The 14,258-nt window shown below is 72.7% G+C and carries 11 protein-coding genes and 1 pseudogene; 10 read left to right on the top strand and 2 right to left on the bottom strand.

Features of this window, described 5'->3' with window-relative positions; translation table 11 throughout:
• Positions 1–7: 7 nt before the first annotated feature.
• The 9 genes and pseudogenes from AB0I18_RS08980 to AB0I18_RS08940 form a co-directional block, all read left to right on the top strand.
• Positions 8–58, top strand: a pseudogene (locus AB0I18_RS08980) (hypothetical protein); the annotation flags it as partial.
• A gap of 44 nt (positions 59–102) precedes the next feature.
• The gene (locus AB0I18_RS08975; RefSeq protein WP_363104712.1) at positions 103–1,284 is read left to right on the top strand and encodes an MFS transporter; all 1,182 of its coding nucleotides are present in this window, start codon (positions 103–105) and stop codon (positions 1,282–1,284) included.
• An 89-nt stretch (positions 1,285–1,373) separates the two neighbouring features.
• On the top strand, positions 1,374–3,140 hold the full coding sequence (locus tag AB0I18_RS08970; RefSeq protein ID WP_363104711.1) for a glycoside hydrolase family 35 protein: 1,767 nt from the start codon (positions 1,374–1,376) through the stop codon (positions 3,138–3,140).
• A gap of 20 nt (positions 3,141–3,160) precedes the next feature.
• Positions 3,161–5,566 (top strand): beta-galactosidase, encoded by a 2,406-nt coding sequence (locus tag AB0I18_RS08965; RefSeq protein WP_363104710.1) that lies wholly within the window; start codon positions 3,161–3,163, stop codon positions 5,564–5,566.
• 98 nt (positions 5,567–5,664) lie between these two features.
• Entirely contained in the window at positions 5,665–6,729 is a 1,065-nt protein-coding gene (locus AB0I18_RS08960) for a LacI family DNA-binding transcriptional regulator (RefSeq protein WP_363104709.1), read from the top strand.
• 106 nt (positions 6,730–6,835) lie between these two features.
• Positions 6,836–8,065 carry a sensor histidine kinase gene (locus AB0I18_RS08955; RefSeq protein ID WP_363104708.1) on the top strand — a complete coding sequence of 410 codons (1,230 nt, stop codon included), beginning with the start codon at positions 6,836–6,838 and terminating at the stop codon, positions 8,063–8,065.
• Positions 8,062–8,730 (top strand): response regulator transcription factor, encoded by a 669-nt coding sequence (locus tag AB0I18_RS08950; protein ID WP_363104707.1) that lies wholly within the window; start codon positions 8,062–8,064, stop codon positions 8,728–8,730. The genes AB0I18_RS08955 and AB0I18_RS08950 overlap by 4 nt, the downstream gene beginning before the upstream one ends.
• 184 nt (positions 8,731–8,914) lie before the next feature.
• Positions 8,915–9,898 (top strand): ATP-binding cassette domain-containing protein, encoded by a 984-nt coding sequence (locus AB0I18_RS08945; protein ID WP_363104706.1) that lies wholly within the window; start codon positions 8,915–8,917, stop codon positions 9,896–9,898.
• Complete coding sequence (locus AB0I18_RS08940; protein ID WP_363104705.1) at positions 9,898–10,740, top strand: ABC transporter permease; 843 nt, start codon at positions 9,898–9,900, stop codon at positions 10,738–10,740. Before AB0I18_RS08945 ends, AB0I18_RS08940 begins: the two co-directional genes overlap by 1 nt.
• A gap of 2 nt (positions 10,741–10,742) precedes the next feature.
• Here the strand turns inward: AB0I18_RS08940 and AB0I18_RS08935 are convergent, their stop codons facing one another.
• Positions 10,743–12,002: an MFS transporter gene (locus tag AB0I18_RS08935; protein WP_363104704.1), complete on the bottom strand. Its 1,260-nt coding sequence runs from the start codon at positions 12,000–12,002 to the stop codon at positions 10,743–10,745.
• Positions 12,003–12,341: 339 nt separating this feature from the next.
• Here AB0I18_RS08935 and AB0I18_RS08930 point away from each other — a divergent pair, with 339 nt between their 5' ends.
• On the top strand, positions 12,342–13,655 hold the full coding sequence (locus AB0I18_RS08930) for a phytase (RefSeq protein WP_363104703.1): 1,314 nt from the start codon (positions 12,342–12,344) through the stop codon (positions 13,653–13,655).
• A 118-nt stretch (positions 13,656–13,773) separates the two neighbouring features.
• Here the strand turns inward: AB0I18_RS08930 and AB0I18_RS08925 are convergent, their stop codons facing one another.
• Positions 13,774–14,142 carry a metalloregulator ArsR/SmtB family transcription factor gene (locus tag AB0I18_RS08925; RefSeq protein ID WP_363104702.1) on the bottom strand — a complete coding sequence of 123 codons (369 nt, stop codon included), beginning with the start codon at positions 14,140–14,142 and terminating at the stop codon, positions 13,774–13,776.
• Positions 14,143–14,258 lie beyond the last annotated feature (116 nt).

Raw genomic sequence — 14,258 nt, 5'->3', positions numbered from 1 at the left:
CCACTGGGTGCTGGTGACCGTGTTCCACCATGCGGTCTGCGACGGCTGGTCCATGGGCATCATCTGGCACGACCTGCAGGAGCTCTACCGTGCCACGACCCGGTGTTCAGCACGGCCGCCGTCGTCGCGTCCTGCGTCGGCTTCGTTCTCATCGGTGCGCTCCAGGCGCTGTACGGGCCGGCGATCCCCGCGTTCCGGGAGGAGTACGGGCTGTCGCCTTCCGGGGCCGGGCTCGGACTGAGCGCGCACTTCGTCGGCGGGGTCGCGGGGGTGCTGCTCTTCGACCGGCTGTACGGGAGGCTGGGCAACCGGCAGATCCTCGGAGCCTCGTATCTGCTGATGGCCGTCGGCGCGGCGGGCTTCGCGCTGGCGCCGAACTGGCCCGTCGGCCTGGCCGCCGCCCTGTTCGCGGGGCTCGGCTTCGGCGGCATCGACTACGGCCTCAACCAGCTGTTCGCCATCGGCTTCGGCCACCGCTCGACCGCCATGCTCAACATCCTCAACGCGCACTTCGGGGTGGGCGCGATCCTCGGCCCGGCCCTGATCGGCGTGGTCGGCGCCGAGCACTACCCGGCGGTCTTCCTGGGCTTCGCCGTCGCCAACCTGCCGCTGCTGCTGTGCCTGAGGGGCGTGCGCGACCGGGCGCCGCAGCCCGCCGCCGGTGCACCGACGGCCGGTCGCGGTGGGCAGGTTCTCGGGCGCAGTCTGGGGTCCGTGCTCGCCGTCTTCGTCGCGCTGTACGTCCTGCACGTGGGCATCGAGGCGGGTGTCGGCGGCTGGGAGCCCACGCATCTGGAGACGGTCGGGTACGGGGCCGGGGTCGCCGCCACCGCCACCTCCGTCTACTGGCTGATGATGACCGTCGGCCGCTTCCTCGTGGCACCGATCGCGCTGCGCTACTCGGCCCAGGCCATCATCACGGTCTCCTGCGCGGGCATGACGGTCTGCCTGCTGCTGGCCACGGTTCCCGGGCTCGCTCCGTACGCGTACGCCGGTGTCGGCCTGTTCATCGCGCCGATCTTCCCCACCGGGCTGCCGTGGCTCCACAAGGCCGCCCCGAGCGCCCGCCGGGCGGGAGCGGTGGTCATCGCCGCGTCCATGGTCGGCGGCGTCGTCGCGGGACCCGCGCTCGGCAAGGCCATCGAGTGGTCCGGGATCCGCGCGGTGCCGCTGCTGCTGTGTGGCGTCTCGGCGCTGTGCCTGGCGGCCACCCTCTGGCTGATCCGCGCCACGCGAGCCGCCGACTCCCACCTGAAGCCCCTGATGACCGACGACGCCCGCTGAAGACCGATGAAGCCCCCTGAGTTCCGCTGACGAACGCCCCCCCATGTCCGACACCGGCTGAACCCGACCGAACCGAAGGGAACTTCCCCATGCCCGCTCTGACCACGTCGTCCGACGGATTCCTGCTGAACGGTGAGCCGTTCCGGATCATCTCCGGTGCGATGCACTACTTCCGGATCCACCCCGACCAGTGGGCCGACCGGCTGCACAAGGCCCGGCTGATGGGCCTCAACACCGTTGAGACGTACGTCCCGTGGAACCTGCACCAGCCCGAGCCCGGCACGCTCGACCTCAACGGCCTGCTCGACCTGCCGCGCTACCTGCGGCTCGCCCAGGCGGAGGGCCTGCACGTCCTGCTGCGCCCGGGCCCGTACATCTGCGCCGAGTGGGACGGCGGCGGTCTGCCCAACTGGCTCACCACCGACCCGGACATCCGGCTGCGCAGCAGCGACCCCCGCTTCACGGACGCCCTCGACCGCTACCTCGACCTGCTGCTGCCTCCGCTGCTGCCGCACATGGCCGCGTCGGGCGGCCCGGTGATCGCCGTACAGGTGGAGAACGAGTACGGGGCGTACGGCACCGACACCGCGTACCTGGAGCACCTGCGGCAGTCCCTGCGCTCGCGCGGCATCGAAGAACTGCTCTTCACCTGCGACCAGGCCAACCCCGAACACCTCGCGGCGGGCGGGCTGCCCGGCACGCTCGCCACCGCGACCTTCGGCAGCAAGGTCGCCCAGTCGCTGGAGCAGCTGCGGGCCCATCAGCCCGAAGGGCCCCTGATGTGCGCGGAGTTCTGGATCGGCTGGTTCGACCACTGGGGCGAGGAGCACCACGTGCGCGACGCTGCCGACGCCGCCGCCGATCTGGACCGGCTGCTGTCGGCGGGCGCCTCCGTCAACATCTACATGTTCCACGGCGGTACTAATTTCGCCTTCACCAACGGTGCCAACCACGACCACGCCTACGACCCGATCGTGACGTCGTACGACTATGACGCCCCGCTCACGGAGAGCGGTGACCCCGGTCCCAAGTACCACGCCTTCCGCGAGGTGATCGCCCGCCACGCGCCGGTTCCCGAGCTGCCGGTCCCGGCGCCGGGCGCCAAACTCCCGCCCGCCACCGTCGAGTTGGACCGCCGGGCCGCGCTGCTCCCGAACGTGAGCGCGCTGGCCAAGCCCGTGCGCACCGAGGGCGACCCGATGACGATGGAGGAACTCGGTCTGCGGGCCGGCTACGTCCTGTACCGCACCACCGTCCCGGTCGGCGGCGACGGCCTGCTGCACTTCGCGGGCGGTGTCGGCGACCGCGCCCAGGTCTTCGTGGACGGCGCCCCCGTCGGCGTACTCGAACGCGAACGCCACGACGAGACCCTGCCCGTCCGCGTCCCGCAGCCCGGCGCCACGCTGGAAGTACTCGTGGAGAACATGGGCGGCGTCAACTACGGCCCGCGCATCGGCGCCCCCAAGGGACTGCTCGGCCCGGTCACCTTCAACGGCACGGCCCTGCGGAACTGGGACTGCCACCCGCTGTCCCTGGACAGCCTGAACTCGGTGCCCTTCGCACCCGCGACCGACGTGCTCACCGATGTCGGGCCCGCCTTCCACCGCGGCACGTTCGAGGTCCGCGGCCCCGCCGACACCTTCCTCTCGCTGCCCGGCTGGACCAAGGGGCAGGCCTGGGTCAACGGCTTCCACCTCGGCCGCTACTGGAACCGCGGCCCGCAGCGCACCCTGTACATCCCGGCACCCGTCCTGCGCCCCGGCGCCAACGACCTCGTCCTGCTGGAGCTGAACGCCACCACCAGCACGAGCGCGCTGCTCACCGACACCCCCGACCTGGGACCCGTGAAGCCCTGATGGCCCATGGAGAACCTCTGATGCCGCAGGAAAAGGCGCACCGCCTGCGCTTCTCCGCACCCGCCGCACCTTCGCTGACCGGCCACCTTCCCTTCGCCGACGCTCCGGGGGTCCCCGACCCGATCGAGGTGACCAGTCGCTACCTCACCCGCGGCGGCCGTCCTTGGTTCCCGGTCTCCGGGGAGTTCCACTACACGCGTTATCCGGCCCGGGACTGGTCGGAGGAGCTGCTGAAGATGAAGGCGGGCGGGGTGACCGCCGTGGCCAGTTACGTCATCTGGATCCACCACGAGGAGGCCGAGGGCCGCATCCGCTTCGACGGCGACCGCGACCTGCGCCGCTTCGCCGAACTGTGCGCCCGGCACGGCCTGGACTTCATCCCCCGCATCGGTCCGTGGAGCCACGCGGAGGTGCGCAACGGGGGCCTGCCCGACTGGCTGTTGGCGGGTGCCGGCACACCCCGTACCGACGATCCCGCGTACCTGGCCCCCGTACGCACCTGGTTCGCGGCGATCGCCGGGCAGTTGCGCGGTCTGGACCGGGCGAGCGGCGGGCCGATCGTCGCGGTCCAGATCGAGAACGAGCTCTACGATCAGCCTGGCCACCTGCTGACGCTGAAGCGGATGGCGCAGGAGGCCGGCCTGAGCGCGCCGCTGTGGACGTCGACCGCCTGGGGCGGGGTCCAACTCCCGCCCGACGAACTGCTTCCGCTGTACGGCGGCTATCCGGAGACCTTCTGGACGGAGGCGGACGGCGGCTGGCCCGACACCTGCCGCAAGCACTTCTTCTTCACCCACCAGCGCGACGACGAGGGCATCGGTGCCGATCTGCGCCCGACGACCGTAGGCGGCGGCGACCCTGATGCGTATGCGGACCGATTCCCTTGGGCCACCTGCGAGTTGGGCGGCGGCATGGCCGTCGCCTACCACCGCAGACCGCGCGTCGATGCGCCTGACGTCGGAGCCCTCGGCCTCACCAAGATCGGCTGCGGCTCGGTGTGGCAGGGCTACTACATGGTCCACGGCGGTACGAACCCGGCGGGGGAGCTGACGCCCCTTCAGGAGTCACACGCCACCGACTATCCCAACGACCTGCCCGTCCTCACCTACGATTTCCAGGCCCCGCTCGGTGAGTACGGCCAGTACCGGCCCTCGTACCACGAACTCCGCCTCCAGCACCTGCTGTTGGCCGACTTCGGTCACCTGATCGCACCCATGGAGTCCGTCCTGCCCGAGCGGCAGCCGGCCGGGCAGGGCGACCGGGAGACCCTGCGCTGGGCGGTCCGCGGTGACGCCGTCTCGGGCTCCGGCTTCCTCTTCGTCAACAACCATCAACCGCATGAGCCGCTGCCGGCCCACCCGGACACGACGTTCACGGTCGAGTTCCCCGAGGTGTCCGCGCTCACGTTCCCCAGTACGCCGGTCACCGTCCCGCCGGGCGCCTACTTCTGCTGGCCGCTCCGGCTCGACGTGGGCGGACTGCGCCTCGACTGGGCCACGGCCCAGCCGGTCTGCACGGTCGAGGACCACGGACGTGCGGTCCTGGTCCTCGCCGCGACGGACGGCATCCCGGTCGAACTGGCTCTGGACGCGGGCACGTTGACGTCCTTGAGCACTCCTTCCGGGGAGTTCGCCCGGGTCGGCGACCGCATCCTGATCACCGGGCTGCGTCCCGGCACCGACGCCCTGGTCGAGGTGGACACGGCGGACGGCGGCCGGGTCGGTCTGCTGGTCCTGGACGCGGCGACCGCGCGTACCGCCTACCGGGGTGTCGCGTGGGGAGCCGAGCGGCTGGTGCTCTGCGCGGACGGGGTCGTCTTCGACGAGAGCGCGGGCGGGGGAGTGGGCGAGGTACGGGTGCACAGCCCGGCCGGGGAACCGTCGTTCGCCGTGCTGCCCGCGCCGGAGCGGGCTCCGGTGGTGGCCGGGGCGACCGTGCGGGAGTCGGCGGACGGGGTGCTGACGCGCTACACGGTGTCGGCCGCGAGCCGCCGGGACCCGGGCCCGCCGGTCCAGGTCACCCTGGACCGGCCAGCGGGCCCGGCGCCCGAGACCGTGACCGGCGTGCTGGGCCGGGCGAGCGCGCCCGCGGACAAGTACTACGACACCGCTGCCGCCGAGTACCACGTGGACGTACCGGACGACCTTCCGCGCACGGGAACGCTCCTGCGCGTCCACTGGACCGGCGACGCGGCGCGCGCGTACGTGGGCGGCACCCTCGTCGCCGACCAGTTCTACTCGGGGCGCGTTTGGGACATCGGGCTCGACCGGCTCCCCGTCGAGGCCCTGCGCACCGAGGGGCTGCGGCTGAGGCTGTTGTCGCTGCCGGCCGGCGCTCCGGTGTATCTGCCGGTGGCGGCGGGCGCGGCCGAGGTCGCGCGCGCCGAGTGGGTCGTCGCCCGTACCTGGGTGGCCGGAGCGGGCTGAGGCCCGGCCGCCGAGGTGGCCGTCTCCCGTCCGGCCTATCCTGTGGGCCAGCCGGGCGGGACAGGACCGCCGGGACGACGCCGGAGGAAGCACTCGCCATGACCCGAAGTACCGGTGGCGGCGCCGTTCCCAAGGGCCGCAGCCGACGCAACTTCGCGGGAGCGCGCCCGGTCATGGACGACGTGGCGCGGCTGGCCGGTGTCTCCAAGCAGACGGTGTCCCGCGTACTGAACGACAACCCGGCCGTCCGCCCCGAGACCCGTGAGACGGTCCTGACCGCCATGCGCACGCTCGGCTACCGCCCGAGCCGCAGCGCGCGCTCCCTGGCCAGCGGCCGCACCCGGATGCTCGGCGTGATCTCCTTCGACGCGGCCCGCTTCGGCCCCGCGTCCATCCTGACCGCGATCAACAGGGCGGGCCAGGACGCCGGTTACCTGGTGAGCTCCATCGCGCTCGACACGGCCGACCGGGACACCCTGGTCCGTGCCGTGGACACGCTGTCGGCCGAGGGCGCCGACGGGGTGATCGCCATCGCGCCGCAGCGCTGGGTGGGCAGGGCGCTGGCGGAGGTGCGGCTCGACGTTCCCCTGATGGTGCTGGAGAACGACCTCGGCACCGACGCCGCCTACGTCACCGCGGACAACCAGGCCGGGGCGCGCATGGCCATCGAGCACCTGCTGGAGCTCGGCCACGCCACCGTCTGGCACATCGCGGGCCCGATCGGCTGGCTGTCCGCCGACCGCCGGGTGGAGGCCTGGCGGGCCACGCTTGAGGCGGCCGGCGCCGAGGTCCCCGAGCCCCTCTTCGGCGACTGGAGCGCCGACTCCGGCTACGAACTGGGCCGCCGGCTGGCCCGGCTCCCGGACGTCACCGCGGTCTTCGCCTCCAACGACCAGATGGCCCTCGGCGTGCTGCGCGCCCTCTACGAGGCCGGCCGCCGCGTGCCGGACGACGTCAGTGTGGTCGGCTACGACGACATCCCCGAGGCCACCCATCTCCTCCCGCCGCTCACCACGGTCCGCACCGACTTCTCCGAGATCGGCGTCCGCGCCCTGCGCCTGCTGCTGTCCCAGCTGGACGGCCCGTCCGACCCGCCCGTCGACCGCGTCGTGCCGGTCGAGTTGATCGTGCGGCGCAGTACGGGGCCTGCACCGCGCCGCTGAGAGGGCCTTGTCGATCACCCCGGTATCCCGGCTGCCGCGGATGCGGTACGCGGACGTACCACCGTCGGTGGACGCCCGGTCGGACGGCTGCGCGTACGGTTGCCGCATGACCGGTCCTGCCGACTGGCGCCAGACCGCGCGGGCGCATCCGCTGGTCGTGGACGGGATGCTCGCCGCGGCGTTCTTCGTGATCAGCCTGCTGGCGCCGTTCACCCCCGGCGACCCGCCGCAGCGGGTCCCGCTCACCGCCGCCGTCGGGGTGCTGGCGGCACCCACCTGCGCCGCGCTCGTCCTGCGGCGGCGGTGGCCGCTCGCGGTGCTGGCGGTCACCACCGGGCTGGCCTGTACGGCGATGGTCGTCACGGATGTGCAGGGCGTGTTCGTCGTTGCCCCGGTGGTCGCCGCGTACACCGTCGCCGTCCGCTCCGGCCGCCGGACCGCCTGGACGGCCGGGATCGCCGCCGCGGTCACCTACGGCGCCGCCGCCCTGGCCGCCGCCGGCGGGAACTGGTCCGACCCCGGGAACTCGAACGTGGTGGTGTGGATCGTCGCGGCGACGGCCGCCGGAGACGCGGTCCGCAGCCGACGGGCGTACGTCGCCCTGCTGGAGGAGCGGGCCCGGCGCGCCGAGCAGAGCCGCGAGGAGGAGGCGGCCCGCCGGGTCGTCGAGGAACGGCTGCGCATCGCCCGCGAACTGCACGACGTGGCCGCCCACCACATCGCCGTGATCAGCGTCCAGGCCGGAGTGGCCGGGCACACGCTGCGTACCGACCCGGACGTGGCGGAGGAGTCGCTCGCGCTGGTGCGCCAGGCCGGCCGGAGCGTGCTGGAGGAACTCGGCGCGCTGCTCAGCGTGTTGCGCCGGGACGACGACCCGCAGGCCCCCGTCGAGCCCACCCGGGGCCTCGACGGTCTCGACGACCTCGTCGGCTCGTTCGCCGCGGCGGGCCTTGAGGTGGCCTGGACCCTCTCCGGACGCCCGCGCCCGCTGCCCTCGGCGGTCGATCTGGCGGCCTACCGGATCGTGCAGGAGTCACTCACCAACGTGCACAAGCACAGCGGGACCGCCGCCGCGCGGGTCGGCATCGAGTACACGCCCGACCGGCTGGTCGTCCGGATTCGCGACGAAGGACACGGCGGCCCGGCGGCCCGCACGGATGCGGCGCACGGCGGACACGGCTTGGGCGGACACGGCATGGTGGGCATGCGCGAACGCGCGAGCGCCGTCGGCGGCCGGTTCGAGGCGGGCCCCGGGCCCGACGGCGGTTTCACCGTACGGGCCGAACTGCCCCTGCCCCCGGCCTCCCGAGAAGGCCGAGAAGGAGACGACGGATGACCATCCGGATCCTGCTGGCCGACGACCAGAAGCTGATTCGCGCCGGCTTCCGGGTGCTCGTCGACGCGGCGCCCGACCTGCGGGTGGTCGGGGAGGCCTCGACCGGCCGGGAGGCCGTCGACCTCGCCCGCAGCACCCGCGCGGACGTGGTGCTGATGGACATCCGGATGCCCGAGCTCGACGGCCTCGCCGCCACCCGGGAGATCATCGCCGACGAGGACCTGGCCGGGGTGCGGGTGCTGATCCTGACCACCTTCGAGATCGACGAGTACGTCTTCCAGGCCCTGCGCGCCGGAGCCAGCGGCTTCCTGGGCAAGGGCGTCGAACCGGTGGAACTGCTGGCCGCGATCAGGACCGTGGCGGGCGGTGACGCACTGCTGTCCCCGAAGGCCACCCAGGGCCTGATCGCCCGCTTCCTGGCCGCACCCGAGGACCGGCCGGGACCGACCGCGACGATGCTCGACGCGCTGACCGTACGGGAGCGCGAGGTGCTGGGCCTGGTCGCCCTGGGCCTGTCCAACGACGAGATCGCCGAGCGACTGTACGTCTCCACGTCCACCGCCAAGACCCATGTGAACCGCGCGATGACGAAGCTCGGCGCCCGGGACCGGGCCCAACTCGTCGTCATCGCCTACCAGACCGGCCTGGTCCGCTCCCCGAAGTGAGAGCCTGTTTCTGACCGGACCGGCCCCCGCCGCGCACGCTCGACCGGGCCGAGGTCATCCTGCGGTCTGGTCCGCGGACCCGTTCGTACCGCGCCCGCGGTAGCCGCGTACCACGGGCATGGAAGCGCCAAGTGTCCGTGCTGGGCTGACGACCTGGAGCTCCGCGGTCGGCAGTCTTGACCACATGATTGAAGTGACCAACCTGACCAAGCGCTACGGCGACAAGACCGCCGTCGACTCGCTCACCTTCTCGGTCCGGCCGGGCATCGTCACCGGCTTCCTCGGACCCAACGGAGCCGGCAAGTCGACCACCATGCGCATGATCCTCGGCCTCGACCGGCCGACCGCCGGGACCGCGACCGTGAACGGCCGCCCGTACGCCGACCACGCGGCGCCCCTGCACGAGATCGGCGCGCTCCTTGAGGCCAAGGCCATCCACCAGGGCCGGTCCGCGTTCAGCCACCTCCTGGCGATGGCCGCCACCACCGGCGTCCCGCGCCGGCGGGTCGACGAGGTGATCGACCTCGTCGGCCTGACCGAGGTCGCCCGCAAGCGGGCCGGCGGTTTCTCCCTCGGCATGGGCCAGCGCCTCGGTATCGCCTCGGCGCTGCTCGCCGACCCCAAGGTCGTCATGCTGGACGAGCCGGTCAACGGCCTCGACCCGGAGGGCATCCTCTGGATCCGCAACCTGCTGAAGGGGCTGGCGGAGGAGGGCCGGACCGTCTTCGTCTCCTCGCACCTGATGAGCGAGATGGCCCTCACCGCCGAACACCTCATCGTGGTCGGCCGCGGCCGGCTGATCGCCGACGTGTCGGTGGCCGAGTTCACCGCGCAGGCGGCCGGCAACACCGTCCGGCTGCGCTCGCCGCAGGCCGCGCAGATCCGCGACCGGCTGGCCGGACCCGATGTCACCATCACCAGCCTCGAACGCGGGGTCCTGGAGATCACCGGACTGACGACCGACCAGATCGGCGACCACGCCGCCGAGTCCGGCTTCACCCTGCACGAGCTGTACGCGCAACAGGCCTCGCTGGAGGAGGCGTTCATGGAGATGACCCGGGACGCCGTCGAGTACCACGCCATGACCACGACCGGGACCGCGAAGAGGGCCGGCGGCACGCCGGGCACCCGCGGTGACGAGCTCGCCGAGGCCGGGAGGGCCGCCTGATGACCACCGCCATGACACCGGACCTGGCAGCGCGGCCCGAGCGCTCCGAGCGGCCCGGGCGTTCCGACCTGCGCGTCACCACGGCACGCGTGGTCAAATCCGAGTGGATCAAGTTCTGGTCGCTGCGGTCCACGGCCTTCACCCTGCTCGGGGCCGTCGTGGCGCTGGTCGCCTTCGGGCTGATCTCCGCCTCGGTCACCTCGGGCGGCGGCACCCTGGAGGGCCCCGCCGAGGGCGTCACCGACCCGACCGGCATCAGCCTGGCCGGTACCCAACTGGCCCAGCTCGTCATCGGCACCCTCGGCGTCCTGCTCACCGCCGGCGAGTACAGCACGGGCCTGATCCGCTCCACCCTCGCCGCGGTACCCCGTCGGCTGCCGGTGCTCTGGGCCAAGTCGGCGGTGTTCACCGGGGTCCTCCTCGCGGTCGGCACGGTCGCCGTCTTCGGCACCTTCCTCGCGGGGCAGGCCATCCTCGGCTCCGACGGCGTCTCCCTCACCGACCCCGGTGTCCTGCGCGCGGTCCTCGGCACCGTCGTCTACCTGACCGGCATCGGCCTGCTCGGCCTGGCCCTCGGCGCCCTGCTGCGCAACACCGCGGGCGCGGTGACCACCCTGTTCGCCTCGATCTGGCTGGTGCCCGGCCTGATGGGCGCCGTCCTCCCGGACAGCTGGAACGACGCGATCGGCCCGTACTTCCCCTCCAACGCGGGCTCTGCCTTCATGACCGTGTCCCCCGACTCGGACCTGCTCTCCGCGGCCGCGGGCCTGGCGGTGTTCGCCGGCTTCCTGGCCGTGATGCTGGGCCTGGCCGCGCTGCGGCTGAAGCGACGGGACGCCTGACGTCACGTACGGCTCCGGGCCGCCGCGTCCCGCTCGGGCCGGGGCGTGCGGTCGTGCCGGGGGAGCAGCAGCGGGGTCGCCAGGAGGAGGAGACCGGCGACCGCGATCGCGGTGCGGGGGCCGGTGAGGCCGGCCAGCAGGCCCCACAGGGCGGTCAGGGCCGCGATGGTGGCGCTGCTGGTCACCGACCACGCGGTCAGGGTGCGGGCGATCCGGTCCGGCGGGCTCTGTTCGAGCCGGTAGGTGGCGTACACCGGGTTGAACACGCCGATGCAGGTGATCAGCCCGAACTCGACGGCGATGACGAGCGCGAGACCGGCGGCCCCGGGGCGGACGAAGGCCAGCCCGAGCGGCCAGCAGGCGCGCAGTGCCCCGGCGGTGAGCATGACCTGGTGCCGTCCGAACCGCGCGACGAGTCGCGGGGACAGCCGTGAGCCGATGAGGCCGCCGAGGCAGGGCACGCCGAACGCGAGGCCGTACTGCCAGGGCGCGAACCCGAGGTCGCCGAGCATCAGGACGGCCATGAGCGGCGAGGCCGCCATGATCAGACCGTTGACCAGGACCGTGTTGAAGAACAGCGGGCGCAGCGCCGGGTGGTTCAGGATGTGGCGCCACCCTTCGAGCAGGTCGCCGGCCCGGAGCCGGGGTGCGCCGTCGGTGCGTACGGGGTGCGGCTCCCGCCCGCCGATCGCGCGGATGCCCACGGCCGACAGCAGGTAGCTGACAGCGTTGACCACCACGGTCGTCACCGGTCCGAACAGCCCGATCGCGGCCGTGCCGAGCGGCGGTCCGAGCGCGGTGGCGGTCCAGGTCGTGGACTCGAACCGCCCGTTGGCGACGAGCAGGTCCCCGGGCCGTACGAGCGCTTTCAGACAGGCCCCGCTTGCCGCCCTGAAGGTGATGTCGGCCGCGGCGACGACGACCGACACGACCAGCAGCTGGGCGAAGCCGAGCCGGCCGAGCGCGTACGCGGCCGGGACGCTCATCAGGGCTGCGAACCGGACCAGGTCCATCGCCACCATCACCGGCCGCTTGCGGCGGAACTCCACCCACGGGCCGAGCGGCACCGCGACCGCCGCCCCCACCGCGAGACCCGCGGCCGCCAGCACGGACACCTGGGCCGGCCCGGCGTGCAGGACGAGGATCGCGGTCAGGGCGAACGCGTCGAACGCGAGGTAGGTGCCGAACGTGCTGACCGCGTACGCCGCCCAGAGCCACCCGAACTCCCGCCCCAGATCCCGCCCCTGCGCTCTCCTGCCCACCCGGACCACCCTGTTCCCCCCGTCCGCCTCGCCCGACGCAACCGACGAAGAGACCGACGGTGACCAGCGAGATCAACGAGATCAAAGCGAGTGGCCCACCGGCCGGTCAAACAACCTCCAGGCCGGTGAGCCACAACCACAGGGTGTCCGATCAGGTGGGCCGACCAGCGACCGGCCGACCCCGCGCGCACCGCATGGCAAACGTCAGCTGACGCGCTGCCGTACCTCCGGTGACGGGATGGACAGATCACGGCCCTCTGGGCGCAAGCTTTCCCCCGCACTATCGGCATGTCCTCGACAGCTTCGACTTCGACAGCCTTCAACAGTAAGGAAGCGCCTGTGAGAGTGCACCGCACCCCGCGAAGAGCCGCCGTCCTCGCCTCGGGCACCGTGCTGATCAGCCTCCTCGCGGTGTCCCCGGTGGGGGCGAGCGCGTCCGGTCTGCCGGTGGTGACCGCCACCGGTGAGACCGCCGCTCTCTACGACGACGAGGCGGGCGGCAACTCCGACGCGGACGACCCGGCGATCTGGCGGAACGCCGCCGACCCCGCCCGCAGCCTCGTCCTCGCCACCGCCAAGGAGGGCGGACTGCGGGTCTACGACCTGGACGCCCGCCCGGTGCAGTCGCTGCCCGCCCCGAAGCCGCCGGCGCAGGACGACGCGCCGGGCCGCTTCAACAACGTCGACCTCGTCTCCGGCCTGGCCACCCCGTCCGGCCGCGCCGACGTGGCGGTGGTGAGCGACCGGGGCAACGACCGGCTGCGGATCTACCGCATCGACCCGTCCCGGCCGGGCGGCCCGCTGACCGACATCACCGACCCGGCGGCCGCCCCGGTGTTCTCCGCCGACCAGGCCGAGATCAACGACCAGCGCACCGCGTACGGCCTGGCCACCTGGCGGGACAAGGCCAGCGGGCGGACGTACGCCCTGGTCAGCCAACGCGAGCGGACCCGCCTGGCCCTGCTCGAACTGACTCCGGCCGCGGGCGGCAGGATCGGCTACCGGAACGTACGCACCCTCGACCTCCCGTCGTCCTTCCGCCTGCCCGACGGCACGTCGTGGAGCCCCTGCGCCGAGCCCGGTGAACTCCCGCAGGTCGAGGGCATGGTCGTCGACCCGGCCACCGGCACGCTCTACGCGGGCCAGGAGGACATCGGCATCTGGCGGCTGCGCGCCGACCTCACCGGTAAGCCGGTCCTGGTCGACAAGGTCAAGGAGTACGGCGTTCCCGGTGTCTACGACGAGGCCACCGAGGAGTGCACGCCCGGCGCCGACCCCGGCTACGGCGGGCAGCGGCTGACGGCAGACGTCGAGGGGCTGACCCTGTTCCAGGAGCGGGACGGTGACGGCTATCTGCTCGCCTCCAGCCAGGGCGACAACACCTTCGCGCTGTACGACCGCGAGGTGAGCGAGGCCAACGAGTACGAGGGCGGCTTCCGGATCGGCGCCGCGTCGGCGCTCGACAGCGTGGAGGAGTGCGACGGCGCCGCCGTGCTCAACGCGCCGCTGGGCGCCCGCTATCCGCGCGGCCTGCTCGTCGTCCAGGACGGCGAGGAGACCCCGGCGGTGCCGGACGGCGAGGGCGGCACGCGTACGGCGACGGGCTTCAAGTTCGTCGACCTCGGCACTGTGGTGGACGCCGCCGACATGTGACAGCCCGCCCCGGCTGGGGCATGGCCTGCGGCCGTCGGGTGACTGACACCCGGCGGCCGCACGCGTGTGTGTGCCTGCCCGGATGTCGGGCCCGCCCGCGTCCGGTGGTTCCGGTGGTTCAGCCGCCGGCGCGGAGAATCCCGCTGAGCGCGGCCACCACCGACGGCTCCACGCGGTAGTACACCCAGGTCCCGCGCCGCTCGGAGGTGAGCAGGCCGGCCTCCCTGAGCTTCTTCAGGTGGTGGGAGACGGTCGGCTGGGAGACCCCGACGTCGGAGATGTCGCAGACGCACGCCTCGCCGCCCTCGTGCGAGGCGACCAGCGAGAACAGCCGCAGCCGCACCGGATCACCGAGCGCCTTGAACATCCGTGCCGTCCGCTCGGCCTCCTCGGCGGTGAAGGGCCGCTCGGTCAGCGGCGGGCAGCAGGGCGCCACGGACCCGGGGACCTCGGGCTCCAGCAGCGGCAGCGTCGTCACATTCGACATGCGTCTATGTTGACACATGTCGAAGTACGGCGACGAGCGGCTCCCGGCTCCGGGCTTATTGATTCGATGAATGTCTATGTTGACGCTCGTCGAATCAGGTGCCATGCTGGCCGAGC

Source organism: Streptomyces sp. NPDC050704, from assembly GCF_040654355.1.
Classification (GTDB): domain Bacteria; phylum Actinomycetota; class Actinomycetes; order Streptomycetales; family Streptomycetaceae; genus Streptomyces.
The sequence above is the reverse complement of the archived record's forward strand: the minus strand, read 5'-3'. Positions and strand labels throughout refer to the sequence as shown.

Coding starts and splice junctions, on each gene's coding strand:
- AB0I18_RS08970 (WP_363104711.1), top strand. CDS start 1,374: ATGCCCGCTCTGACCACGTCGTCCGACGGATTCCTGCTGAACGGTGAG.
- AB0I18_RS08925 (WP_363104702.1), bottom strand. CDS start 14,142: ATGTCGAATGTGACGACGCTGCCGCTGCTGGAGCCCGAGGTCCCCGGG.
- AB0I18_RS08950 (WP_363104707.1), top strand. CDS start 8,062: ATGACCATCCGGATCCTGCTGGCCGACGACCAGAAGCTGATTCGCGCC.
- AB0I18_RS08960 (WP_363104709.1), top strand. CDS start 5,665: ATGACCCGAAGTACCGGTGGCGGCGCCGTTCCCAAGGGCCGCAGCCGA.
- AB0I18_RS08965 (WP_363104710.1), top strand. CDS start 3,161: ATGCCGCAGGAAAAGGCGCACCGCCTGCGCTTCTCCGCACCCGCCGCA.
- AB0I18_RS08945 (WP_363104706.1), top strand. CDS start 8,915: ATGATTGAAGTGACCAACCTGACCAAGCGCTACGGCGACAAGACCGCC.
- AB0I18_RS08955 (WP_363104708.1), top strand. CDS start 6,836: ATGACCGGTCCTGCCGACTGGCGCCAGACCGCGCGGGCGCATCCGCTG.
- AB0I18_RS08940 (WP_363104705.1), top strand. CDS start 9,898: ATGACCACCGCCATGACACCGGACCTGGCAGCGCGGCCCGAGCGCTCC.